Source organism: Pseudomonas sp. NFACC14 (assembly GCF_900106885.1).
Classification (GTDB): domain Bacteria; phylum Pseudomonadota; class Gammaproteobacteria; order Pseudomonadales; family Pseudomonadaceae; genus Aquipseudomonas; species Aquipseudomonas fluorescens_AA.
On record NZ_FNOA01000030.1, the window covers coordinates 37,385 to 62,328 of the forward strand.

At 62.5% G+C, this 24,944-nt stretch carries 22 protein-coding genes; 12 read left to right on the top strand and 10 right to left on the bottom strand.

Going from position 1 to position 24,944, the window contains the following annotated elements; translation table 11 throughout:
* Positions 1-363: 363 nt before the first annotated feature.
* Positions 364-1,362 (bottom strand): phosphate ABC transporter substrate-binding protein PstS, encoded by a 999-nt coding sequence (locus tag BLU85_RS27760; protein ID WP_092204887.1) that lies wholly within the window; start codon positions 1,360-1,362, stop codon positions 364-366.
* 237 nt (positions 1,363-1,599) lie between these two features.
* Positions 1,600-2,898 carry an MFS transporter gene (locus tag BLU85_RS27765; protein ID WP_092204886.1) on the bottom strand — a complete coding sequence of 433 codons (1,299 nt, stop codon included), beginning with the start codon at positions 2,896-2,898 and terminating at the stop codon, positions 1,600-1,602.
* 375 nt (positions 2,899-3,273) lie between these two features.
* On the opposite strand from BLU85_RS27765, the gene BLU85_RS27770 reads away from it, so the two are divergent.
* Together BLU85_RS27770 and BLU85_RS27775 are read left to right on the top strand one after the other, a co-directional pair.
* Positions 3,274-3,678: an acyl-CoA thioesterase gene (locus BLU85_RS27770; RefSeq protein ID WP_003177184.1), complete on the top strand. Its 405-nt coding sequence runs from the start codon at positions 3,274-3,276 to the stop codon at positions 3,676-3,678.
* A 57-nt stretch (positions 3,679-3,735) separates the two neighbouring features.
* The gene (locus BLU85_RS27775; RefSeq protein ID WP_092204885.1) at positions 3,736-4,635 is read left to right on the top strand and encodes a D-hexose-6-phosphate mutarotase; all 900 of its coding nucleotides are present in this window, start codon (positions 3,736-3,738) and stop codon (positions 4,633-4,635) included.
* A gap of 136 nt (positions 4,636-4,771) precedes the next feature.
* Here BLU85_RS27775 and BLU85_RS27780 read toward each other — a convergent pair whose 3' ends face one another.
* The 5 genes from BLU85_RS27780 to BLU85_RS27800 form a co-directional block, all read right to left on the bottom strand.
* Positions 4,772-5,308, bottom strand: a complete 537-nt coding sequence (locus tag BLU85_RS27780) for a DUF3299 domain-containing protein (RefSeq protein ID WP_092204884.1) — start codon at positions 5,306-5,308, stop codon at positions 4,772-4,774.
* Between the two features lie 89 nt (positions 5,309-5,397).
* Positions 5,398-5,643, bottom strand: a complete 246-nt coding sequence (locus BLU85_RS27785; protein ID WP_003187057.1) for a GlsB/YeaQ/YmgE family stress response membrane protein — start codon at positions 5,641-5,643, stop codon at positions 5,398-5,400.
* A gap of 103 nt (positions 5,644-5,746) precedes the next feature.
* Entirely contained in the window at positions 5,747-6,832 is a 1,086-nt protein-coding gene (locus tag BLU85_RS27790; RefSeq protein WP_092167679.1) for a 5-(carboxyamino)imidazole ribonucleotide synthase, read from the bottom strand.
* Between the two features lie 12 nt (positions 6,833-6,844).
* Positions 6,845-7,336 (bottom strand): 5-(carboxyamino)imidazole ribonucleotide mutase, encoded by a 492-nt coding sequence (purE, locus tag BLU85_RS27795; protein ID WP_003196369.1) that lies wholly within the window; start codon positions 7,334-7,336, stop codon positions 6,845-6,847.
* A gap of 333 nt (positions 7,337-7,669) precedes the next feature.
* Positions 7,670-8,587 (bottom strand): LysR substrate-binding domain-containing protein, encoded by a 918-nt coding sequence (locus BLU85_RS27800; protein WP_092204883.1) that lies wholly within the window; start codon positions 8,585-8,587, stop codon positions 7,670-7,672.
* Between the two features lie 180 nt (positions 8,588-8,767).
* Between BLU85_RS27800 and aspA the strand changes: the two genes are divergently transcribed.
* The 4 genes from aspA to BLU85_RS27820 all read left to right on the top strand — a co-directional run bounded on the left by aspA (position 8,768) and on the right by BLU85_RS27820 (position 14,446).
* Positions 8,768-10,192 (top strand): aspartate ammonia-lyase, encoded by a 1,425-nt coding sequence (gene aspA, locus BLU85_RS27805; RefSeq protein WP_003196363.1) that lies wholly within the window; start codon positions 8,768-8,770, stop codon positions 10,190-10,192.
* A 488-nt stretch (positions 10,193-10,680) separates the two neighbouring features.
* Positions 10,681-12,132 carry an alanine/glycine:cation symporter family protein gene (locus BLU85_RS27810; RefSeq protein ID WP_092204882.1) on the top strand — a complete coding sequence of 484 codons (1,452 nt, stop codon included), beginning with the start codon at positions 10,681-10,683 and terminating at the stop codon, positions 12,130-12,132.
* 132 nt (positions 12,133-12,264) lie between these two features.
* Positions 12,265-13,269, top strand: coding sequence for an asparaginase (locus BLU85_RS27815; RefSeq protein WP_092204881.1), 1,005 nt, complete (start codon positions 12,265-12,267; stop codon positions 13,267-13,269).
* Between the two features lie 184 nt (positions 13,270-13,453).
* Positions 13,454-14,446 carry an AraC family transcriptional regulator gene (locus BLU85_RS27820; RefSeq protein WP_092204880.1) on the top strand — a complete coding sequence of 331 codons (993 nt, stop codon included), beginning with the start codon at positions 13,454-13,456 and terminating at the stop codon, positions 14,444-14,446.
* 146 nt (positions 14,447-14,592) lie between these two features.
* On the opposite strand, the gene BLU85_RS27825 is transcribed toward BLU85_RS27820, so the two are convergent.
* Positions 14,593-15,243: an HAD family hydrolase gene (locus BLU85_RS27825; protein ID WP_092204879.1), complete on the bottom strand. Its 651-nt coding sequence runs from the start codon at positions 15,241-15,243 to the stop codon at positions 14,593-14,595.
* 28 nt (positions 15,244-15,271) lie between these two features.
* Positions 15,272-15,817, bottom strand: coding sequence for a gamma carbonic anhydrase family protein (locus BLU85_RS27830; RefSeq protein WP_092204878.1), 546 nt, complete (start codon positions 15,815-15,817; stop codon positions 15,272-15,274).
* Positions 15,818-15,889: 72 nt separating this feature from the next.
* Here BLU85_RS27830 and prlC point away from each other — a divergent pair, with 72 nt between their 5' ends.
* From prlC to BLU85_RS27845, 3 genes are all read left to right on the top strand, one after another.
* The gene (prlC, locus tag BLU85_RS27835; RefSeq protein ID WP_170847659.1) at positions 15,890-17,968 is read left to right on the top strand and encodes an oligopeptidase A; all 2,079 of its coding nucleotides are present in this window, start codon (positions 15,890-15,892) and stop codon (positions 17,966-17,968) included.
* Positions 17,965-18,243 (top strand): YheV family putative zinc ribbon protein, encoded by a 279-nt coding sequence (locus tag BLU85_RS27840; RefSeq protein WP_092204877.1) that lies wholly within the window; start codon positions 17,965-17,967, stop codon positions 18,241-18,243. Before prlC ends, BLU85_RS27840 begins: the two co-directional genes overlap by 4 nt.
* A 116-nt stretch (positions 18,244-18,359) precedes the next feature.
* Positions 18,360-20,411: a M3 family metallopeptidase gene (locus BLU85_RS27845; RefSeq protein ID WP_092204876.1), complete on the top strand. Its 2,052-nt coding sequence runs from the start codon at positions 18,360-18,362 to the stop codon at positions 20,409-20,411.
* On the opposite strand, the gene BLU85_RS27850 is transcribed toward BLU85_RS27845, so the two are convergent.
* Complete coding sequence (locus BLU85_RS27850; protein ID WP_092204908.1) at positions 20,353-21,033, bottom strand: phosphatase domain-containing protein; 681 nt, start codon at positions 21,031-21,033, stop codon at positions 20,353-20,355. The two genes, BLU85_RS27845 and BLU85_RS27850, sit on opposite strands and share 59 nt — an antisense overlap.
* 182 nt (positions 21,034-21,215) lie before the next feature.
* Between BLU85_RS27850 and BLU85_RS27855 the strand changes: the two genes are divergently transcribed.
* The 3 genes from BLU85_RS27855 (at position 21,216) to BLU85_RS27865 (ending at position 24,827) form a co-directional block, all read left to right on the top strand.
* On the top strand, positions 21,216-22,274 hold the full coding sequence (locus BLU85_RS27855) for a PA0069 family radical SAM protein (RefSeq protein ID WP_092204875.1): 1,059 nt from the start codon (positions 21,216-21,218) through the stop codon (positions 22,272-22,274).
* Between the two features lie 203 nt (positions 22,275-22,477).
* Complete coding sequence (locus tag BLU85_RS27860; RefSeq protein ID WP_092204874.1) at positions 22,478-23,209, top strand: carbonic anhydrase; 732 nt, start codon at positions 22,478-22,480, stop codon at positions 23,207-23,209.
* A gap of 88 nt (positions 23,210-23,297) precedes the next feature.
* Positions 23,298-24,827 carry a SulP family inorganic anion transporter gene (locus BLU85_RS27865; protein WP_092204873.1) on the top strand — a complete coding sequence of 510 codons (1,530 nt, stop codon included), beginning with the start codon at positions 23,298-23,300 and terminating at the stop codon, positions 24,825-24,827.
* Positions 24,828-24,944: the final 117 nt, after the last annotated feature.

Below are 24,944 nucleotides of genomic sequence, written 5' to 3' on the forward strand. Positions count from 1 at the left end.
GGCCGCCGACCAGCACGTACCAGCGGGTCAGGCGATCCTTGAGCGCGCGGATGCGACGCTTGCGTTGCAACTCAGGCGTATTGAAATCAATGCGCTTGGGAGGGGAAGTCGTAGTCATTGTGGAGTTGGCCAGATCATTCATGCGCACACCCTAGCGATCCTGTATGACAGAAAGATGACAGTGAAGTGACGCAACAAATCCGCCGCCAGCTAGAAGCGGCAGCGGACGGAAAATTCGTGTCTGTGGGAGCGGGCTTGCTCGCGAAGGGGCCAACCCATTCGACATGGATGCCGACTGATCCACCGCATTCGCGAGCAAGCCCGCCCCCACAGAGAGCCCGGGCGTTGGCCCGGGCTCAGGTATTACTGCTTGGCGACGTTGCCGCCTTCCTGCAGACCCAGGTCAGCCAGTGCCTTGGCGGCGACTTTGGCAGGTACCGGGATGTAACCGTCCTTGACCACGACTTCCTGGCCTTGCTTGGACAGGACCAGCTTCACGAACTCGGCTTCCAGCGGGGCCAGAGGCTTGTTCGGCGCCTTGTTGACGTAGACGTAGAGGAAACGCGACAGCGGGTACTTGCCGTTCAGGGCGTTTTCTTCGGTGTCTTCGATGAAGTCAGTGCTGCCTTTCTTGGCCAGGGCCACGGTCTTCACGCTGGCGGTCTTGTAGCCGATGCCCGAGTAACCGATGCCGTTCAGCGAAGAGCTGATCGACTGCACGACCGAAGCCGAGCCTGGTTGTTCGTTGACGTTTGGCTTGTAGTCGCCTTTGCACAGGGCTTCTTCCTTGAAGTAGCCGTAGGTGCCGGATACCGAGTTACGACCGAACAACTGCACTGGTTTGTTGGCCAGGTCACCGGTCACACCCAAGTCACCCCAGGTTTTCACATCGGCTTTGGCGCCGCACAGACGAGTGGACGAGAAGATCGCGTCGACCTGTTCCATGGTCAGGTGCTGGATCGGGTTGTCCTTGTGCACGAATACGGCCAGGGCGTCCACGGCAACCGGAATAGCGGTTGGCTTGTAGCCGTACTTCTGTTCGAAGGCCTGCAGTTCGTTGTCCTTCATCTTGCGGCTCATCGGGCCCAGGTTGGCGGTGCCTTCGGTGAGCGCGGGCGGCGCGGTGGAGGAACCGGCGGCCTGAATCTGGATGTTTACGTTCGGGTATTCTTTCTTGTAGTTCTCGGCCCACAAGGTCATCAGGTTGGCCAGGGTATCGGAGCCGACGCTGGAGAGGTTACCCGACACACCAGTGGTCTTGGTGTAGCTCGGGATCGCAGGGTCAACAGCGGCAACCGCATTGGCAGTCGCGACGCCAGCAGCGACAAAAGTCATTGCCGCCATCAAACGCTTCAGTTTCATGCCTTACTCCTAGCAGATAGGTGTGTTAAGTCGGCCAAGTATTGGTAAGCCGTGTGAACACTCTATGGCTGAAATATGACAATTGGATGAAAGGCCAGCATTGAGTTTTACAGGATGATTCATGCCGCCCCAATCGCGAGCAAGCTCGCTCCCACAGGGGATTTGCGCTGAACGCAGCACTCTGTGGGAGCGAGCTTGCTCGCGATGAAGCCCGTGCAGTCAGCGAAAGATTCGGACCTAGCGCCCCTTCTTCCAGAGATAACCGCCCACCACAATCCCTATCCCGCAAATGATCGCCACGTAATACGCCGGTCCCATCGGGCTCTCTTTCAACAGCAAGGTCACGATCATCGGCGTCAACCCGCCGAAGATCGCGTAGGCCAGGTTGTAGGAGAACGACAGGCCGCTGAAGCGCACCACGGCCGGGAACGCCTTGACCATGACGTAAGGCACCGCGCCGATGGTGCCCACCAGCAGGCCGCTCAGCGCATAGAGCGGGAATAGCCAGTCGGGATGGTCGAACAGGCTGTGATAAAAGGTCCAAGAGGTGATCAGCAGCAACCCGCTACCAAAGACAAATACCCGCCCGGCGCCGAAGCGGTCGGCCAGCACGCCGGAGCCGATGCAACCAAAGCTCAGGAACACGATCGCCAGGCTGTTGGCCTGCAACGCGGTGGTCGGGCTGAAGTGGTAAACGGTCTGCAACACCGTCGGGGTCATCAGGATGATCACAATGATGCCGGCCGACAGCAGCCAGGTCAGCAGCATCGAAATCGCGATGGCGCCGCGATGATCGCGCAGCACGGCCCGCAGCGGTATTTCCTCGGCCAGGGCCTTGCGCAGTTGCAGCTCGGCGAACACCGGGGTTTCGTGGAGCCAGCGGCGCAGGTACACCGAAAACAGACCGAACACACCGCCCAGCAGGAACGGGATCCGCCAGGCGTAATCCGCCACTTCCACCGGCGTATAAAGGCTGTTGATGGCCGTGGCGACCAGCGAACCCAACAGAATCCCCGCCGTCAGGCCGCAGGTCAGGGTGCCGCAGGCATAGCCGATGTGGCGCGCCGGAACGTGTTCGGAAACGAATACCCAGGCCCCCGGCACTTCCCCGCCGATGGCCGCGCCCTGGATCACTCGCATCAGCAACAGCAGGATGGGCGCCCACATGCCGATCTGCGCATAGGTGGGCAACAGGCCCATGATCAGGGTCGGCACAGCCATCATGAAAATGCTCAGGGTGAACATTTTCTTGCGCCCCAGCAGGTCGCCGAAGTGGGCCATGATGATCCCGCCCAGCGGCCGGGCCAGGTAACCGGCGGCAAAAATGCCGAAGGTCTGCATCAGGCGCAGCCACTCAGGCATTTCGGCAGGGAAGAACAATTTGCCGACCACGGTGGCAAAGAACACGAAGATGATGAAATCGTAGAACTCCAGCGCACCGCCCAAAGCTGAGAGCGACAGGGTCTTGTAATCGTTGCGGGTCAGTGGACGTGCTGGTTGTGCGGGCGTCGCCGTGCTCGAAGGCGCAGTGGTCATGGCAAGGGCTTCTCTTATAGTCGATTCTGCAACCCTGGCAATACGGGTTGGGGCCTGGGCAGGTCCGGCACGATAGCAAATTGTTCGAAAAAGCACATAGAGGCGCGTATTTGATAGTCGAAATCAGAACCGAGTGGTCGTCTCGACGTCTATCGCCCGATATACTCGCAACCTTGCAGTACTCTGTAAGGGGTTGCTGTGCGAAAACGTCGTTGGTGGCGTAGTACCAGAACCAGCCGGTTTCGCAGAGTTTCCCTTTGGCACGCCTTTACGAAAAACGTGACGAACGCAGTATGTTCGGGCTGAATCGTTTTTTTCAAAGACGGCTATTCACCTGAAGTACCAGACAGCGTTACGGGTCAGAGGCCCCCCGGCATGATAGAGCTCGAACAAGAAGATCCAATCCCGCAAGGCGACCTGGCCCTGCAAATCACCGCACTCCCTCGCGAGACCAACGGCTTCGGCGATATTTTCGGTGGCTGGCTGGTGTCCCAGATGGACCTGGCCGGCACCGCCATGGCCAGCAAGGTGGCCGGCGGACGCGTGGCCACCGTGGCGATCGATCGCATGGCGTTCCTGGTGCCGGTGGCGGTGGGTGCGCAGCTTTCCTTTTATACCCAGGCGCTGGAAATCGGCCGCAGCTCGATCCAGATGATGGTCGAAGTCTGGAGCGACGACCCGCTGTCCAGTGAATGGCGCAAGGTGACCGAGGCGGTCTTTGTCTTTGTCGCCATCGACGGCAGCGGTCGTACCCGCTCGGTTCCGCCGCGCGCCCGTTAAACACGGCGGCCGTTTTGCGGTCCATTGCAGTCCCTGTTCCCGAGCGAGATTTGCAACATGCCTACGCCCAACGTCGAAGCGGTCAAACTGGATGAACTGAACGCCTGGCGCATCCGTCACGGTCAGGCCGAGCTGCTGGTGGCCCAGCAAGGCGCGCACATCCTCAGTTATCAAGTGGACGGCCAGCCGCCACTGATCTGGCTCAACGACCAGGCCACGTTCAAGGCCGGCAAGAGCATCCGCGCGGGCGTGCCGGTGTGCTGGCCGTGGTTCGGCAACCTGACGCGCAACCCCGACAGCGTACAGGCCATGCGCGTGAGCAACGACCCGGCCACGGCCCACGGTCTGGTGCGGGCGATGGATTGGGAATTGAAGGGCATCGAAACCGAACGCGAGAGCCTCAAGGTGGAATTCGTGCTGCCCTACCCTGAAAACGGCCTCTCGGGCTGGCCTCATCAGGTAGACCTGACGCTGACCATCGTGATGGACGAGCAACTGCACATCCGCCTCACCAGCCATAACCGTGGCAGCAAAACCGTCAGCCTCAGCCAGGCGCTGCACAGCTACTTCGCCGTGAGCGACGTGCGCAACGTGCGGGTCGAAGGGGTGGATGGCTTGAGCTACATCGAGACCCTGGACGACTGGAATACCCACACCCAGGCCGGCGACCTGACATTTGCCAGCGAGACCGACCGCATCTACCTCGATACCCCGCCGACGCTGAGCATCATTGACCCGCACTGGGAACGACGGATCGAACTGACCAGCAGCGGTTCGCGCTCGGCGGTGATCTGGAACCCCTGGACCGAACGCGCCAAGGCCTTCAGCGACATGGCCGACGATGGCTGGCAGCGCATGTTGTGCATCGAGACGGCGAATGTGATGGACGACGTGGTGACGTTGTTGCCCAAGGCCAGCCATACCCTTGGCGTGAGCATCTGCAGCAAGCCGCTCTAAACCCCACCAAAAATCCCCTTGTGGGAGCGAGCCTGCTCGCGATAGCGGTCTATCAGTCAATGCAGATGTTGACTGTCAGTCCGCTATCGCGAGCAGGCTCGCTCCCACAGTGGATCTACGCCAAATTTACTGGCACCTACAAATCCGCCTCCTGCACCACCCTCACCTTGTCCGCGTCCAGCGCATACGCCGCGCTCGCCAGGTCGTTGTCGACCTTTTCGATCTTCAGCGTGCCCGTCACCCAGAGCGGCGTGTAGATGTCGTCCAGCTTCAGGCCCTTGGGATAGCGCACCAGCACCAGTTGGTTAGGCGGCGGTGGCGGGACGTGGATGCAGGCGCCTGGGTAGGGCACCAGGAAAAACAGCGTGCTGCGGCCTTTGGCGTCGGTTTCCAGCGGCACCGGGTACCCGCCGATGCGGATGTGCTTGTCGTTCATCGCCGCGACGGTCTTGGTCGAATACATCACCGCCGGCAAGCCCTTGCTTTGCTTCAGGCCGCCTTTTTCAGTGAAGGTGCCGTTGGCTTCCGGGGAGTTGTGGTCGATCTCGGGCATGGCCTCGAGGGCTTTCTGGTCCGACTTGGGCATCAGTTCGAGCCAGTCGGTTTCCGGCAGCTCGGCAGCATGGGCCAGGCCACTGCCCAGCAGAAGAAGGGTCAATACTAGACGGCGCATGAAAGGGCTCGGCAATGAATGGAAAGTGAAACGCCGAGCATTCTAGCCCCCTCTGCTCGCCACGCGGAGAGGGCCTTGCTGCATTTGGATCAGTTTCTTTTGATCAGGCCGTAGATCACCAGCAACACGATCGCGCCCACCAGGGCACCGATGAAACCTGCGCCTTGGCCGGCCTGGTAGATGCCCAGGGCCTGGCCGCCGTAAGTGGCCGCCAACGAACCGCCGATACCGAGCAGGATGGTCATGATCCAGCCCATGCTGTCATCGCCCGGTTTCAGGAAGCGCGCCAGCAGGCCAACGATCAAGCCGATAAAGATGGTTCCGATGATTCCCATGGCATTTCCCCTCTCATTGAGTCGCTAAGCCAAAGCCCGGTCAGGCCTTGGCACTTAGCCATGAGAAAGATTAGCCGACGAATGGTTCCACCGCCGTTCCAGATTATTGTTCGGCGATCAGCGCCTCGACCTTGATGATCTGCTGGGCCAGTGTGGCCCGGTCAGCGCAGCGCAGGTTGGCGTGACCGACCTTGCGCCCGACCTTGAACGCCTTGCCATAGTGGTGCAAATGGCAGTCGGCAATCGCCAGGACCTTGTCGCTGTCCGGAACCTTGCCGATGAAATTGAGCATCGCGCTTTCACCGACCTTGGCGGTCGACCCCAGTGGCAGCCCGGCCACCGCCCGCAGGTGGTTTTCGAACTGGCTGCACTCGGCGCCTTCGGTGGTCCAGTGCCCGGAGTTGTGTACCCGTGGTGCGATTTCGTTGGCCTTGAGGCCGCCGTCCACTTCGAAGAACTCGAACGCCATCACGCCGACATAGTCCAGTTGCTTGAGCACCCGGCTGGAGTAGTCCTCGGCCAGGGCCTGCAACGGATGATCGGTGCTGGCGACGGACAGCTTGAGGATGCCGTCCTTGTGGGTGTTGTGCACCAGCGGATAGAAGCGGATTTCACCATCGCGGGCGCGCACGGCGATCAGCGAGACTTCCCCGGTGAACGGCACGAAACCTTCCAGCAGGCAGGCCACGCTGCCAAGCTCGGCAAACGTACCGACCACGTCTTCAGGCTTGCGCAGGACTTTCTGGCCCTTGCCGTCGTAACCCAGGGTACGGGTCTTGAGCACGGCGGGCAGGCCGATGGCGGCGACAGCGGCGTCCAGGTCGGCCTGGGACTGAATGTCGGCGAAGGCCGGCGTGGGGATGCCCAGGTCCTTGAACATGTTCTTTTCGAACCAGCGGTCACGGGCGATCCGCAGGGCTTCGGCGCTCGGGTAGACCGGAACGAACTGGGACAGGAAGGCCACGGTTTCGGCCGGGACGCTTTCGAATTCGAAGGTCACCAGATCGACTTCATCGGCCAATTGGCGCAGGTGATCCTGGTCGCCGTAGTCGGCCCGCAGGTGTTCACCCAGCGCCGCGGCACAGGCGTCCGGCGCCGGGTCCAGGAAAGCGAAGTTCATCCCCAGCGGCGTACCTGCCAGGGCCAACATGCGGCCCAACTGGCCGCCACCGATTACACCGATCTTCATTCGTCAACAACCTCAGGCAATGCGTGGGTCTGGATTGTCCAGGACGCTGTCTGTCTGCTCAGCGCGGAATTTTTTCAGCACGGTATGAAACTGTGGATGCTTGGCGCCCAGGATGCTCGCCGACAGCAGGGCCGCGTTGATCGCGCCGGCCTTGCCGATGGCCAGGGTCGCGACCGGGATACCGGCCGGCATCTGCACGATCGACAGCAACGAGTCGACGCCCGAGAGCATCGACGACTGGACCGGCACGCCCAGCACCGGCAGGTGGGTCTTGGCCGCGCACATGCCCGGCAAGTGAGCCGCGCCACCGGCACCGGCGATGATCACCTCGATGCCACGTGCCTCGGCCTCTTCGGCGTACTGGAACAGCAGGTCCGGGGTACGGTGGGCGGAGACCACTTTTACCTCGTAAGGGATGCCGAGCTTTTCCAGCATATCGGCGGTGTGGCTAAGGGTGGACCAATCGGACTTGGAGCCCATGATCACGCCAACCAGTGCACTCATCGTCGTGCCTCTTCTCTCTGGGCGCCCGCAGGCGCGTCAAAAAACAACAAGCCACGCAGGAAACCGGCGTGGCTTGTTGTACGAATTATGGCCGGGCGAACCGACCGAAGGCCGGGCAGTATACCGAAAATGGTGCGTTAAACGCACTTTCGCCGACCATCTGTCATTTGGGGTGAAGTGGCGGTTTTATTGACTCGAAGGTCAGCGAGGGGACAGCATAAATCCCCTGTGGGAGCGGGCTTGCTCGCGATAGCGGCAGGTCAGTCTATGCACGGTGAATGTCAGGTCGTCATCGCGAGCGAGCTCGCTCCCACAAGGGGGGCCGCGTTGTTTTCAGGAGCCGATGGCGCTCTGCGCCGCACCGCCCTCGAGCTTGCGCCACAGCAACCGCACATTGGCCTTGCGCACCAGGGCGCAGCGGTACAGGCGGATCTCCAGGGGCACGTGCCATTGTGTGCCACCGCAGATCACCAGTTCGCCCCGGGCCAGTTCGGCGCGTACGCTCAGGTGCGGCACCCAGGCGATGCCCAGGCCTTCCAGGGCCATGCTTTTCAGGCTGTCGGCCATGGCCGTCTCGTAGATCGTGGTGAACCGCAGCGCCCGCTGGCGCAACAACTGGTTGACCGAACGCCCCAGGAACGCCCCGGCGCTGTAGGCCAGCAGCGGCACGCTGGACTCGCCCTCAAGATCGAACAGCGGGTTGCCATTGGCATCGGCGGCGCATACCGGGAGCATTTCGGTCTGGCCCAGGTGCAGCGACGGGAAGATCTCCGGGTCCATCTGCATGGCCGAATCCGGATCGTAGAAGGCCAGCATCAAATCGCAGCCACCTTCACGCAGGGCGTGGACGGCGTCGCCGACATTGGTCGCCACCAGCCGAGTGGCGATGTTCATCCCTTCGTTGCGCAGTTGCGCGATCCAGCGTGGGAAGAAGCCCAGCGCCAGGGAGTGGGCGGCGGCCACCTGGATGACTTCGCCCTGCCCGCCTTCCAGGTGATGCAAATGGCGCAGCACTTCGCCCAATTGCTCCACCACCGTGCGCGCCGTCACCAAGAACAACTGCCCCGCCGCCGTCAGCTCGACGGGCGTACGGGAACGGTTGACCAGGGTCAGCCCCAGCGCAGCCTCAAGGCTGCGAATTCGCCGGCTGAATGCCGGTTGCGTCACGAAACGCCGCTCGGCCGCCTGGGAGAAACTGCGGGTCGCGGCCAGGGCACTGAAGTCCTCGAGCCACTTGCTTTCAAGATTCATCACGTCCTCCCCTACACGCACCAAAACAGGTCACACGTTCGCCGCACCGTCGGCGTCACACCGACATTATGCCGAATATGCATAGGCCAGTGTTTAACAGCATTGGCCGTATTTTTTCCCAGAGCCTAGGATCCACAGCGTTCCGGCTCAGACCGGGTCCTTATCGAGATGATTTCCGTCATGTCCTCCGCTGCATCATTCCGCACAGAAAAAGACCTGCTTGGCGTACTCGAAGTACCAGCGCAAGCGTATTACGGCATCCAGACCCTACGAGCGGTAAACAACTTCCGTCTCTCCGGCGTCCCGATCTCGCATTACCCCAAGCTGGTGGTCGGTCTGGCAATGGTCAAACAGGCCGCCGCTGACGCCAACCGCGAACTGGGGCAGCTCAGCGAAGCCAAGCACGCCGCCATCAGCGAAGCCTGTGCACGATTGATCCGCGGCGACTTCCACGAAGAATTCGTGGTGGACATGATCCAGGGCGGCGCCGGCACGTCGACCAACATGAATGCCAACGAAGTCATCGCCAACATCGCGCTGGAGGCCATGGGCCACCAGAAAGGCGAGTACCAGTACCTGCACCCCAACAACGACGTGAACATGGCGCAGTCCACCAACGACGCCTACCCGACCGCGATCCGCCTGGGTCTGCTGCTGGGTCACGACGCGTTGCTGGCCAGCCTCGACAGCCTGATCCAGGCGTTCGCGGCCAAGGGCGAAGAATTCAGCCACGTCCTGAAAATGGGCCGCACCCAGCTGCAGGATGCCGTGCCGATGACCCTCGGCCAGGAATTCCGCGCCTTCGCCACCACCCTGAGCGAAGACCTGGCACGCTTGAAAACCCTGGCGCCTGAACTGCTCACCGAAGTGAACCTGGGCGGCACCGCCATCGGCACCGGCATCAACGCCGACCCGCGCTACCAGGCCCTGGCCGTGCAGCGCCTGGCGACCATCAGCGGCCAGCCGCTGGTGCCGGCCGCCGACCTGATCGAAGCCACCTCCGACATGGGCGCCTTCGTGCTGTTCTCCGGCATGCTCAAGCGCACCGCGGTCAAGCTGTCGAAGATCTGCAACGACCTGCGCCTGCTGTCCAGCGGCCCACGCACCGGCATCAACGAAATCAACCTGCCGGCCCGCCAGCCAGGCAGCTCGATCATGCCCGGCAAGGTCAACCCGGTGATCCCGGAAGCGGTCAACCAGGTGGCATTCCAAATCATCGGCAACGACCTGGCCCTGACCATCGCGGCCGAAGGCGGCCAACTGCAACTGAACGTGATGGAGCCGCTGATCGCCTTCAAGATCTTCGACTCGATCCGCCTGCTGCAACGGGCCATGGACATGCTGCGCGAGCACTGCATCGTCGGCATCACCGCCAACGAAGCGCGCTGCCGCGAACTGGTCGAGCACTCGATCGGCCTGGTCACCGCCCTGAACCCGTACATCGGCTATGAAAACGCCACCCGCATCGCCCGTGTTGCCCTGGAAAGTGGCCGCGGCGTGCTGGAACTGGTGCGCGAAGAAGGCTTGCTCGACGACGCCATGCTCGACGACATCCTGCGCCCGGAAAACATGATTGCTCCGCGCCTGGTCCCGCTCAAAGCGTGATCGACACGGCCACCGCTCACCAGGTCGAGGGACTAGACACCTCTCACCTTTTGAGGGCTTGGGGATCTTCCCCAAGCCCTTTTTTTAATTGATAGCAGCCAGGGATGACCGAACCTGTGGGAAGGAACCTGCTCGCGATAAACGACGACACGCTGCCCGTTGTAAACCGTGTCGCCAGCCAACGCGAGCAGGCTCGCCCCCACAAGAACCTGACCGTAAGGCCAGGTGTTCCAAAGGGTCCGTTTCGTCGGACGCACCACAACTGTGCAGACGGGCACCGCACTGATAGGTATAGTGCCGCCCCTCTTCGCATGAGCGGTCGTCCGCAACGAGACCCTTAAACATGCGAAAACCGAACTAATAACAAACCCGCGAAAATGGACCGGGACGAAACTTCGCCTCATCTGTCGGGCCGCGCGCCGACCGGTGTAACGCGATATTTCCAAAGGGCCAGCATTTGCTTAAACAAAAAACAGCGAGGAATACTCATGCTCGAAGTCATCAACGACTTCCTATCAGGGAAAGTGCTGATCGTGCTCATTGTCGGGCTCGGTGGCTACTTCACGATCCGCTCGCGTTTCGTCCAGTTCCGTCACTTCTTCCACATGTTCACGGTGTTCCGTGAAAGCCTGAAAAGCAGCACTGACCAGCTCAGTTCCTTCCAGGCCCTGATGCTCAGCCTGGCCGGCCGTGTCGGCGCGGGCAACATCGCCGGTGTCGGCATCGCCGTGACCCTCGGCGGCCCTGGTGCGGTGTTCTGGATGTGGGTAACCGCCCTGGTCGGTATGTCCAGCAGCTTCTTCGAGTGCTCACTCGGCCAGCTCTACAAGCGCTGCGACTCCGAAGGCCAGTACCGTGGCGGCCCGTCCTATTACATCCAGCACGGCCTGCAGAAACGCTGGTTGGGCATGATCATGGCATTCCTGCTGCTGGTCACCTTCGGCTTCGCCTTCAACGGCCTGCAAGCCCACGCCGTGACCCACTCCCTGAACAACGCTTTCGGCTTTGACACCACCTACACCGGCCTCGGCCTGGCGGTGCTGCTGGGCCTGGTATTCATCGGCGGCATCAAGCGCATCGCCAAGGTTGCCGACCTGCTGGTACCGGTCAAGACCTTGGCGTATATCGCCGTGACCCTCTACGTGATCGTGCTGCAGTTCGAACATGTACCGGGCATGCTGGCGACCATCGTCAAGAGCGCCTTCGGTCTGGACCAGGCGTTCGGCGGCCTGATCGGCAGCGCCATCGTCATGGGCGTCAAGCGTGGCGTGTTCGCCAACGAAGCCGGCCTGGGCAGTGCGCCTAACGTCGCCGCCGTCGCGTCGGTCGAGCACCCGGTCGCCCAGGGCGTGGTCCAGGCATTCAGCGTATTCCTGGACACCTTCGTGATCTGCACCTGCACCGCGCTGCTGATCCTGCTGTCGGGCTTCTACACCCCGGGTTTCGAAGGCGACGGCATTGCCTTGACCCAGAACTCCCTGGCAGCCGTCGTGGGTGACTGGGGCCGGATATTCATCTCCGTGGCCCTGTCGTTGTTCGTGTTCACCTCGATCCTCTACAACTACTACCTGGGCGAGAACAACCTGCGCTTCATGATCGGTGACAATCGCAAGGTCCTGATGGGCTACCGCGCGCTGGTCCTGGTCCTGATTTTCTGGGGCGCCATCGAAAACCTCGGCACCGTGTTCGCGTTCGCCGACATCACCATGACCCTGCTGGCGTTCGTGAACCTGATCGCGCTGTTCCTGCTGTTCAAGGTCGGCATGCGCATCCTGCGTGACTACGATGACCAGCGTTCGGCCGGCATCAAGGTTCCGGTGTTCGACTCCAGCAAGTTCCCGGACCTGGACCTGGACCGCAAGGCGTGGCCAGCCACCCCGTCGGCACCGGTTGCCAAGCCTGACGCCGCGACTGCTGGCGTGGCCGCAGCGCAACGCTGATCGGCAGGCCGATTGTAAAAAACCGGGCGCATCCCCTGCGCCCGGCGTGACACAGCGTAGGGTCGGCGTCATGCTCGGCCCTATGTTGCGGCAGCGAAGTAAAGCTGCCGTTTTCGTCCTCGGAGAACAACCATGAATTCCTCGACCTACCCTGCCGCCCAGCACGTCATGGTGCTCTACACCGGCGGCACCATCGGCATGCAGGCCAGCGCCCACGGCCTGGCCCCGGCATCCGGTTTCGAAGCGCGGATGCGCGATTACCTGCACAGCCAACCCGAACTCGTCGTGCCGCAATGGCGCTTCCGGGAGATGTCGCCATTGATCGACAGCGCCAACATGACCCCGGCCTATTGGCAGCAACTGCGCGAAGCGGTGGTCGATGCCGTGGACGTGCAGGGCTGCGACAGCGTACTGATTTTGCACGGCACCGACACCCTGGCCTACAGCGCGGCGGCGATGAGCTTCCAACTGCTGGGCCTGCATGCGCGGGTCTGCTTCACCGGCTCGATGCTGCCCGCCGGCGTGACCGACAGCGACGCCTGGGAAAACCTCAGCGGCGCCCTGGTCGCCCTCGGCCAGGGCCTGGCGCCGGGCGTGCACTTGTACTTCCACGGTGAGCTGCTGGCACCGACCCGTTGCGCGAAGGTGCGCAGCTTCGGTCGCCACCCGTTCAAGCGCCTGGAACGCCAGGGCGGCGGCACCCCGGCGCCGACCCTGCCAGCGCAGTTGAACTACAACCAGCCCAAGCGACTGGCGAACATCGCGGCGCTGCCGCTGTTTCCCGGCATCAGTGCGCAGATCCTCGATGGCCTGCTGGGCAGCGGTATCCAGGGCCTGGTGCTGGAATGCTACGGCAGCGGCACCGGGCCGAGCGACAACCCGGCCTTCCTCGCCAGCCTCGAGCGGGCGCGGGACAGCGGCGTGGTGGTCGTGGCGGTGACCCAATGCCACGAAGGTGGCGTCGAGCTGGACGTGTATGAAGCCGGTAGCCGCTTGCGCGGTGTCGGCGTGCTGTCCGGCGGCGGCATGACCCGCGAGGCCGCGCTCGGCAAGTTACAGGCGTTGATTGGCGCCGGCCTGCCGGTGGAAGAAGTTCGGCGGCTGATAGAGCTGGACCTATGCGGCGAGCTTATCTGACACCTGGCAAACCATGTGGGAGCGAGCTTGCTCGCGATAGCGGGCTGACAGTCAACTTCAGCGGCGACTGACACACCGCCATCGCGAGCAAGCTCGCTCCCACATTGGGTGTTGTGTCGAGCTTCCGATTTTCATCCGGCATATAACTTGCTCCGTTTCCAGCTTCCCCAGGCTGGAAACGGACATGCTTCATTCCCACCTCACCACCCTCAACGCCGTCTCGCTGGTACTGAGCACCTTCAAAAGCGAAGGCTTGCCCAGCGATGCCTTGTTGGCCGGCAGCGGCATCAGCGCGGCGGACCTGAGCCGGGCCGATACGCGCATCACCACCAACCAGGAAATGCAGGTCTGCGCCAACGCCGTGGCCCTCAAGCGCGACATCGGCCTGGAATTGGGCCTGCGCATGCATGTTTCATCCTACGGCATGCTCGGCTATGCCCTGCTCACCAGTGCCACCTTAGGTGACGCTTTGCGCCTGGCACTGCGCTATCCGGCGCTGTTGGGAACACTCTTCGAGCTGAATCTGGACGACGATGGCGAGCACATCTGGTTCAGCGCCAACGATTATCGGGAGAGCCCGGCCCTGGCGGTGTTCAACGCCGAGTTCTGCATGGTTTCGCTAAAGGTGATCTGCAACGACCTCCTCGGCCATGCATTGCCGTTGCACGCCGCGCGCTTCGAACACCCGGCGCCCGACTACCAGGCGCGCTACACCGCACTCTTCGACTGCCCGGTGCGCTTCGACAGCACCGATAACGCTTTCGCCTTCGACCGTCACTGGCTCGACCAACCCTTGCCCCTGGCCGACCCCATCACCCATCACGCCATGGCCGAACGCTGTCGCCGGCAGAACACCGAATTCACCGGACGCCAAGCCTGGCTGGGACGGATCCGCCAGTTGCTCGACACCCAACTGGACGCCGCCCCCGGCCTGGAGGGCCTGGCCGAACAGATGAACTGCTCGGCGCGCACCTTGCGCCGCCACCTCAAGGACCTGGGCTGCAGCTACCAGGAGCTGCTGGACGAACTGCGCTTCGAGCGGGCCAAGCAGATGCTCTGCGAGGACCAATTGCCGATCTATCGAATCGCCGAACGACTGGGCTTCAGCGAAACCGCCAGCTTCCGCCATGCCTTCGTGCGCTGGAGCGGCGTGGCGCCCAGCCAGTTCAGGGCCTGAATCACCGCTACACCTTGAGGCCGGGGGGTGTGTGGGCTGCCGCCATCGCGAGCAAGCTCGCTCCCACTGAGGATTGCCACTGTCCACAAATGTTGCGAGCAGCCCCACCCCCTGTGGGAGCGAGCTTGCTCGCGATGACGACCCAGTCAGCGCCGCAAAAACGCCTGATGCAACGCCTCCACCGTCTGGAAGTGATACGCCGGGCGCTCGGTGCTCAGTTCTGCGTGGCTGCCAAACCCATACCCGACCGCTGCCGCATCCAGGCCATTGCTGTGGGCGCCGATCAGGTCGTGTTTGCGGTCGCCGATCATCAGGGTGCTGGCCGGATCGAGGCCTTCTTCGGCCAGCAGGTGGGCGATCAGCTCGACCTTGTTGGTACGGGTGCCGTCCAGTTCGCTGCCGTAGATCACCTTGAAATGCCGGGCGAAGTCGAAGTGGCGGGCGATTTCCCGGGCGAAGAGCCAGGGTTTGGACGTGGCGATGTACAACTGGCGCCCTTGGCCGCCCAAGGTTTCCAGCAGCGGCATCACACCGTCGAAGACACGGTTCTCATAAAGGCCGGTGACCTTGAAGCGCTCACGATAGAAATTCACCGCCTCCCAGGCCTTCGCTTCGTCGAAGTCATAGAACTGCATGAAGGCCTGCAACAGCGGCGGGCCGATGAAGTGCTCGAGGCGGGTGAGGTCGGGCTCGTCGATGCCCAATTTGCTCAGGGCGAACTGGATCGAACGGGTGATGCCCTCGCGCGGGTCGGTGAGGGTGCCGTCGAGGTCGAAGAGTACGGTTTGGTAATGCATGAAATTTCCTGGGCAATGGCGGGACGATTCAGGCCTGGTCGTAGCCTTCGGCCAGATGCAGGTCCTTGAGCTTCACGTAGTTCGCCGCGCTGTAGGTGAAAAACGCGCGCTCCTTGTCTGTCAGCGGCCGGACCTGTTTCACCGGGCTGCCCACGTACAAAAAGCCGCTTTCCAGGCGCTTGCCCGGCGGTACCAGGCTGCCGGCACCGATGATCACGTCGTCTTCGACCACCGCGCCATCCATCACGATGCTGCCCATGCCGATCAGCACACGGCTGCCCACCGAGCAACCATGGAGCATGACCTTGTGGGCGATGGTCACGTCGTCGCCGACCAGCAACGGGAAGCCATCCGGGTTGAAGGGCCCGGCGTGGGTGATGTGCAACACACAACCATCCTGGACACTGGTACGCGCACCGATACGGATGCGGTGCATGTCGCCGCGAATGACCGTCAGCGGCCAGACGGAGCTGTCTTCGCCGATTTCGACGTCGCCGATCACCACCGCGGTGCTGTCGACAAAAGCGCCACGGGCTAGCCGCGGGCTGTGGTTCTGGTACGTGCGAAGGGTCACGATAGGCTCTCTCTTGTCCGGTGATAGGCGCTGCTAGCTGCGGTGAGCGCCGATTGTAATTAAGATGGGCCGATGTTTCTTCCAGCCAAGGTGTCGACCGTGAGCGTGAACAACCCTCTTTTGCAGCCCTATGACCTGCCGCCATTCTCGGCGATCCGTGCCGAACACGTGCAACCGGCCATCGAGCAGATCCTGGCTGATAACCGTGCGGCCATTGCCGAAATCCTCAAGACCCAAGTCCAGCAGCCTACCTGGGCCGGCCTGGTTTTGGCGATGGACGAGCTCAATGATCGCCTGGGCGCCGCCTGGAGCCCCGTCAGTCATTTGAACGCCGTGCGCAACAGCCCGGAACTGCGCGAAGCCTACGAGGCCTGCCTGCCGGCGCTGAGTGCCTACTCCACCGAACTGGGCCAGAACCGCGAACTGTTCCAGGCCTTCGAAGCCCTGGCGAACAGCCCGGAAGCCGCCGGTTTCGACGTGGCGCAGAAAACCATTCTGGAACATTCCCTGCGTGATTTCCGCCTGTCGGGCATCGACCTGCCGCCCGAGCAGCAGAAGCGCTACGCCGAGGTGCAGAGCAAACTGTCCGAGCTGGGCAGCCGCTTCTCCAATCAACTGCTGGACGCGACCCAGGCCTGGACCAAGCACGTCACCGACGAAGCCGCCCTCGCCGGCCTGACCGACTCGGCCAAGGCGCAAATGGCCGCCGCTGCCCAGGCCAAGGAGCTGGACGGCTGGCTGATCAACCTGGAATTCCCCAGCTATTACGCGGTGATGACCTACGCCGAAGACCGCGCCCTGCGCGAAGAGGTCTACGCCGCCTACTGCACCCGCGCCTCGGACCAAGGCCCGAATGCCGGCCAGAACGACAACGGCCCGGTGATGGAACAGATCCTCGACCTGCGCCAGGAACTGGCCCAATTGCTCGGTTTCGCCAACTTCGCCGAGTTGAGCCTGGCGACCAAGATGGCCGAATCCAGCGACCAGGTCCTCAGTTTCCTGCGTGACCTGGCCAAGCGCAGCAAGCCGTTCGCGGCCCAGGACCTGGAACAGCTCAAGGCCTATGCCGCCGAACAGGGCTGCCCCGACCTGCAAAGCTGGGACAGCGGTTTCTACGGTGAAAAACTGCGCCAGCAGCGGTACAGCGTGGCCCAGGAAGCCCTGCGCGCCTACTTCCCGATCGACAAGGTCCTGAGCGGCCTGTTCGCCATCGTCCAGCGTCTCTACGGCATCGAGATCGCCGAACTGAAAGGCTTCGACAGCTGGCACCCGGACGTGCGCCTGTTCGAAATCAAGGAAAACGGCCAGCATGTCGGCCGCTTCTTCTTCGACCTCTATGCCCGCGCCAACAAGCGTGGCGGCGCCTGGATGGACGGCGCCCGCGACCGTCGTCGCACCTTCGAAGGCGTCCTGCAAAGCCCGGTGGCCAACCTGGTGTGCAACTTCACCCCGGCCGATAGCGGCAAGCCGGCGCTGCTGACCCACGATGAAGTCACCACCCTGTTCCACGAGTTCGGCCATGGCCTGCATCACCTGCTGACCCGCGTCGAACACGCTGGCGTGTCCGGCATCAACGGCGTGGCCTGGGATGCGGTGGAGCTGCCGAGCCAGTTCATGGAGAACTGGTGCTGGGAACCCGAAGGCCTGGCGCTGATTTCCGGCCATTACGAAACCGGCGAACCGCTGCCCCAGGACCTGCTGGAAAAAATGCTCGCGGCGAAAAACTTCCAGTCCGGCCTGATGATGGTCCGTCAGTTGGAGTTCTCGCTGTTCGACTTCGAGCTGCATGCCACCCATGGCGATGGCCGCAGCGTGCTGCAAGTGCTCGAAGGCGTACGCGACGAGGTGTCGGTCATGCGTCCGCCGGCCTACAACCGCTTCCCCAACAGCTTCGCCCACATCTTCGCCGGCGGTTATGCGGCGGGCTACTACAGCTACAAGTGGGCGGAAGTGCTGTCGGCCGATGCGTTCTCCAAGTTCGAAGAGGACGGCGTGCTCAACGCCGACACCGGACGAGCCTTTCGCGAGGCGATCCTGGCCCGTGGTGGCTCCCAGGAACCGATGGTGCTGTTCGTCGACTTCCGTGGCCGTGAGCCATCGATTGACGCACTCTTGCGCCATAGCGGCCTGACCGAGGACGCGGCAGCATGAGCGAGGGGCCTGTGATTACCAAACGACGCTTCATCGCCGGGGCGGTCTGCCCGGCGTGCAGTGAGCCGGACAAGTTGATGATGTGGAACGAAGACGGCGTGCCGCACCGCGAATGCGTGGCCTGCGGCTATTCCGACACCCTCAACGAGCAAGGCCTGTCGGTGCCCAAGGAATTGGGCACCCGTGTGAACACCCCGGCGCCCAAGGTGCCGGATGCCAAGGTCCAGGCGGTGCAGTTTTTCCCCAACCCCAAGTTGAAGAAAAAGACCGACTGACATCTGCGGCATCACCTTCCGGGCCGCCCGGCCCGGAAGCGATACATATTTACCGCCGCCCCCGGGCCCTTCCTTTACAGACTGTCCAGCCAGTACAGACTGACAGGAAGGTTCCCATGCTCGACGCTGACAATCCGCTGTTGCAGGCCTATGACCTGCCCCCGTTTGCCCACATCCAGGCCCGGCATTTCTCCCCGGCCCTGGACCGGATCCTGGTGGAAAGTCGCGCTCAAGTGGCCGACATCATCAAGACTCAGACACCCTTTCCCACCTGGGATGACCTGGTGCTGGCCATGGACGAAATCCATGGGCGCCTGGAGAGTTTCGGCTACCTGCTGCATCTCCTGACCACGACCAGGCCAGGGGCGGCCTGGGCGCAGGCGTCCCTGGAATGCACTGAACGGCTGCATGACTTTCAGGTAGAACTGAAACAACACCCCACACTGTTCACGCTTTACCAGCGCTTGGCAGACAGCCAGATCGCCAAGCATTTCTCCCCGGCTCGCAAACGGGTCCTGAAGAAAATCCTCGGCCAGTTCCACCGGAACAGGTCGCCAGAGCACCTGTCGGCCGACCTGAATCTGTTGAAGTTGCGCATCGACGAGCTCCAGGGGTTATTCCTGGAAAACCTGCACATGGCCAATCAGGCCTGGAGCAAAGCATTTGACGATGAAGCCCCGCTGAGCGGCCTGCCATCGCGCTTCAAACAGAAAATGGCCCAGCGGGCACGCGGCGCCGGGCGCCTGGGATGGTTGTTGACGCTCAGCGAGGAATCGTTTGGCATCGTCACTCAATACGCCGACAACCGCGCCCTACGCCAGCAGATGTACGAGGCCTACAGCACCCGTGCCTCGGATCAGGGCCCCCAGGCGGGCCATTTCGACAACAGCGACATCCTCAGGCAGTTGCTGGAAGACCGTCATCGCTACGCCACCGCCCTGGGCTATGCGGATTTCGCTCAAATGGCGATCGAGCCCGAGCAAGCCGTGTCCACCGAAGAAGTCCTGGCGTTCCTGCGGGCCCAACTCAAACGACAGCACGGCGCTTTCGAACGGGACGTGCGCCAGCTCAAGGCCTTTGCCACGCAACAGGGTTTCAGCGAACTCCAGCCGTGGGACTACCCCTACCTGGCGAATCAACTTCGCCAGCAGGCAGCGGGCCTTTCCAAGGAAGCGCTGAGCGTCTGGTTCCCCTTGGAATCCACCTTCGCACAACTATTGCAGATGGCGACGGAGCTGTTCGGGGTGAGCTTCGCCGAGCGACACGACGTGGCGACCTGGCACCCGGAGGTGCGCCTTTTCGAAGTCAGCGAATGGGGAGCGGTCATTGGCTACCTCTATTTCGATCCGTTTTCGGATGCAAGCCGAGACGGTTACCCCAATACCACCACCCTGCGCAGCCGCCGCATCACCGCCGAGGGCCGCCCGCGACACCCCATTGCGACGCTGCATGCCTGGCTACCGCGCGGCGTGGGGACGGACCCGGTCCTGCTCGATCATCTGCAACTGCGCATTCTTTTCCACGAGTTCGGTCATTGCCTGCAGCATGTCCTGACCCGTGCCGAATACCGTGACCTGTCGGGCATCTCTGGCCTGTCCCGCGACACCGCCGAGTTTGCCGGGGTGTTGTTCGAGCAATGGTGCTTTTCCAGGCAATGCCTGGTGCGGGTCTCCAGGCACTATCAAACCGGGGCGACGATGCCTGACAAGGTCGCCGGCCAAGTGTTGGCCTTTGCCAGCACCCAGGCCAGTTGGGAAACCGCCGTCCTGTTGCGCAACGCGTTATTCGATATGGAGCTGCACCGCACCCACGGCGATGGGCGGACCGTCCAGCAGGTGTTCGATCAAGCCAGTGCTCAGGTGGGGCATTTGCCGGTGTCCGCGAACGAGCGCTGGCCCAATGGCCTGGATTACCTGGTGACCGGCTATGGCGCGCGGATCTACGCCTATGCCTGGTCGAAGATACTGGCCGCCAAAGTGTTCCAGCGATTCCAGCGTGACGGGCTGTTCAACCCGGCAACAGGCCGGGCACTGCGCGAAACCGTTTTTGCCCCGGGCGACTTGCGACCGTTGTCCGAATCCATCGCCGCCTTTACCGGCACGCCGCCGATCAATGCTGCGGTAGCGCCACCTGGGGGTCGAGGTGCTGCGCCGGCGCCGTTGAATTGACCCAGCTTTCCAAGGAGCAAAGGGCAAAGACGCTGGTGCTGCAATCGCCGTTCGCCAGCGCCGTGCGGAGTTTGTCGATGTCGGCCTGCATCATGTAGCGCACTCCGTCCTTGAAGTGATGACTGTCACCGAAGCCACCTTCGGTCATTTCGTTCAGGGCATCTTCTTTGCTCCAGCCCTGGACCACCACCCGGTACATGGCGGCCACCAGCCCGGTGCGGTCCGAGCCGTGCTTGCAGTGCATCAGCACCGGCCCCTTGGCTTCGGCCGCCTGGACGGCGCGCAAGGCCCTGAGTATGTCGCTGTCATCGACGTGATTGGTGCGATAGGGCAACTGCACCTGATCGATGCCGGGGGTGGACAGCCAGCGCTTGTCCGACTCCGGCAGGAAGGTGATGACCGTGCCGATCCTGAGCTTCGTCAGCAAGGGCACCGCCCCGCCGTCCGGCAGGGAGCTGCGGTAGAGCGTAGGGGACATCTGGTAGAGGTTGTAGTCCTTTTCCACCGGCTGAGCCCATTCAGCGGGCCTCGTCCCAGGGGAATCGGCGGCTTGGGCAGGCGCTTCGGCCAGCCCGGTGAGCAAGGCCAGGCAGAGCAACGAACGGGAGCAGAACTTGAGCATGCACGGACGACCGAAAATGAAGAAATGCGAGAGGCTCAGTCTCGGCTCGCTGCGGTTAAAAGCCTGTGAGCAGAACGTCAAAGCGTTGTGAACGCCGATCCGGTATTTGGGCTGCTGAATGGCACTGGCCTTAATCGAATACAGCGAATACTGTATGCACATACAGCTTTCGGAGTATTCCCATGCCAGCCCCCCTTCCACCCCGCGGCCGCGGCACCGCGACCAACCCGCACAACCGTTTCGCCCCGCGTCGCTCGGTGGCCGAAGATGACGGCTGGTATCAGGAAGTCCCGCAGACCCAGGGCACCGAAGTGCGCATCGAAACGGCGAAGACCATCATTACCCGCAACACCTCGTCCGATATCCCGTTCGACCGCTCGATCAACCCGTACCGAGGCTGCGAACACGGCTGCATCTACTGCTATGCACGCCCCAGCCATGCCTATTGGGACCTGTCGCCGGGGCTGGATTTCGAAACGAAGCTGATCGCCAAGACCAATGCCGCCGATGTGCTGGAAGCGCAATTGTCCCGGCGCGGCTATCAATGCGCACCGATCGCGCTGGGGTCCAACACCGATCCCTATCAGCCTATCGAACGCGAACAGCGGATAACCCGCCGGATTCTCGAGGTGCTGCTGCGTTATCGGCATCCGGTGACCATCGTCACCAAGGGTTCGCTGATCCTGCGCGACCTGGACCTGCTGACCGAGCTGGCGCAACAACGCCTGGTGCACGTGATGATCAGCCTCACCACCCTGGACGATGAACTCAAGCGCATTCTCGAACCCCGCGCGGCGGCGCCCAAGGCGCGGCTGCGGGCGATCAAGGTCATGCGCGAGGCGGGGATCGCCGTGGGGGTGCTGTGCGCACCGATGATCCCGATGATCAACGACAGCGAGATCGAGAGCCTGCTGGCCGAAGCCCACGCCGCCGGCGCGCAGAATGCCGCCTACGTCATGCTGCGCCTGCCGCTGGAAGTCGCGCCGCTGTTCGAGCAGTGGTTGCAGGCGCATTACCCGCAACGCGCTGCCCACGTACTGAGCCTGGTGCGCCAGAGCCGCGGTGGCGAACTGTATGACAGCCGCTTCGGTGCGCGGATGCGCGGCGAAGGCCCGTTCGCCGACCTGCTGGCCCAGCGATTCGCCAAGGCACTCAAGCGCCTGGGACTGGACCGCCGCGACGGCTACAATCTTGACTGCGATGCCTTCTGTCCGCCGGGCCGACAGATGTCGTTGATTTGATTAAAGTTGAACCTGGAACGGCTCCGGACATGATCTGCGCCAGCGTTTCGCCACCCCTGGAATCATTGTCCTAGAGCCTTCGATTTCAGTTTGAGTTAAGTTTCGGCCGCTACCTTGTTCAGCGAGTGACTGACAGGTCGAACACCCGACCTGGACGTATTTTAACCAGCCACTGGCGTCATACCGTCAAAAGAGGATGAATCATGAGTGACAAGGATAAACAGCCGTTGGCTGCGTCGGCTTCAGCCCAACCCGAGGCGGAAACCGCCGATGCAGCGCTGCAGCATATTGTTGACGGCTTTTTGCATTTCCATCACGAGATCTTTCCGCAACAGGAAGAACTCTTCAAGAAACTCGCCACCGCCCAAGCCCCCCGGGCGATGTTCATCACCTGCGCCGATTCGCGCATCGTGCCCGAGTTGATCACCCATAGTTCCCCCGGCGACCTGTTCGTGACCCGTAACGTCGGCAACGTCGTGCCGCCTTACGGGCAGATGAACGGCGGCGTCTCCACCGCCATCGAATACGCCGTGCTGGCCCTCGGTGTGCAACACATCATTGTCTGTGGCCATTCCGACTGCGGCGCCATGCGTGCCGTGCTCAACCCCGACACCCTGGAAAAAATGCCCACGGTCAAGGCCTGGCTGCGCCACGCCGAAGTGGCCAAGACCATGGTCCATGACAACTGTCCGTGCGGCGACGAAAAACAGACCATGCCCGTCCTCACCGAAGAAAACGTGATCGCGCAGCTGCAGCATTTGCGAACGCATCCCTCGGTAGCGTCGCGCATGGCCAGCGGTCAGTTGTTCATCCATGGCTGGGTGTACAACATCGAGACCAGCGAGATCAAAGCCTTTGATGCGGACCAGGGACGTTTCCTGCCGCTCGATGGCAGCCATCCGATACCGGTGGCGACGCCCAAAGCGCGCTTCTAACCACTCTTAAACTTGTGTGGTTCAAGCCTTGCCGCCATTTGCGCGGTAGGGCTTCGCCATGCCTGAAGAAAACTTCGGGAGAGTTGCCATGCGTGCTGCTCAATTAAAAGCTGTACTGCCACGGGAGCTGCTGGCTTCGGTGGTTGTGTTTCTGGTGGCCCTGCCTTTGTGCATGGGCATCGCCATCGCCTCTGGCCTACCGCCGGCCAAAGGTTTGATTACCGGGATCGTCGGTGGTCTGGTGGTGGGTTTCCTGGCCGGCTCGAAGCTGCAAGTCAGTGGCCCGGCCGCCGGCTTGGCGGTGTTGGTCTTCGAATTGGTGCGCCAGCATGGCGTGGCGATGCTCGGGCCGATCCTGCTGCTGGCCGGTCTGCTGCAATTGTTGGCCGGGCGTTTCCGCCTGGGCTGCTGGTTCCGGGTCACCGCGCCTGCCGTGGTGTACGGCATGCTCGCGGGTATCGGCGTGCTGATCATACTGTCCCAGGTCCATGTGATGCTCGACGCCGCGCCCAAGCCCTCCGGGCTGGATAACCTGGCGGCATTCCCGGCGGCGGTGGCCCAGGCCTTGCCGTCCTTCGGCTGGCAGGCGGGCCTGCTCGGTCTGTCGACGATTGCAGTGATGTGGCTGTGGGAAAAGTTTCGTCCCCACCGCCTGCGCTTCATTCCTGGCGCCTTGCTGGGCGTCGGCCTGGCGACCGTCGCCAGCCTGCTGCTGGCCTTGCAGGTCAAGCGTGTGGAAGTGCCGGAGAACATGGCCGAAGCCATTGATTGGCTGCGCCCGACGGACCTGCTGAACCTGGCCGACCCGACGCTGCTGATCGCCGCGTTCGCGGTGGCTTTCATCGCCAGCGCCGAAACCCTACTGTCAGCGGCTGCCGTCGATCGCATGCACAGCGGTGACCGTGCGGACTTCGACCGGGAGCTGTCGGCACAAGGTGTCGGCAACATGCTCTGCGGCCTGCTCGGCGCCTTGCCGATGACCGGGGTGATCGTGCGCAGCTCGGCCAACGTCCAGGCCGGGGCCACCACACGGATGTCGACGATTTTCCACGGCCTGTGGTTGCTGCTGTTCGTATTGTTCCTGTCCAGCGTGCTGCAAAGCATTCCGGTGGCGAGCCTGGCAGGCGTGCTGGTGTACACCGGTTTCAAACTGGTGGACCTCAAGGCGTTTCGCAGCCTGGGCCGTTATGGCCGGATGCCGATGTTCGTTTACGCCGCGACGGCGTTGGCGATCATCTTCACCGACCTGCTGACCGGTGTGCTGATCGGCTTCGGCCTGACCCTGGCGAAACTGGCCTGGAAAGCCTCGCGCCTGAAAATCAGCCTGATCGACCTGCCCCAGGAAGGCGAGATGGAACTGCGACTGGTCGGGGCCGCCACCTTCCTCAAGGTGCCGGCATTGACCCAGGTACTGGGCACCATACCGACCGGCGCGACCGTGCATGTGCCGCTCAATAACCTGAGCTACATCGACCACTCGTGCCTGGAGTTGCTGGAAGAATGGGGCCGGGCGAATGCCAGCAAAGGTTCGAAGCTGCTGATCGAATCCCGTGGGCTCAAGCGCAGGTTGGAGGGGCGGTTGCGCACGACCGTGGGGGTTGGCGCGGCGTCCGCCTGACACCCAAGAAACCCTGTGGGAACGAGCTTGCTCGCGATAGCGGTGTATCAGGCAACTGTGATGTTGCTGATGCAATGCCATCGCGAGCGAGCTCGCTCCCACAGGGGGCTGTTGCTG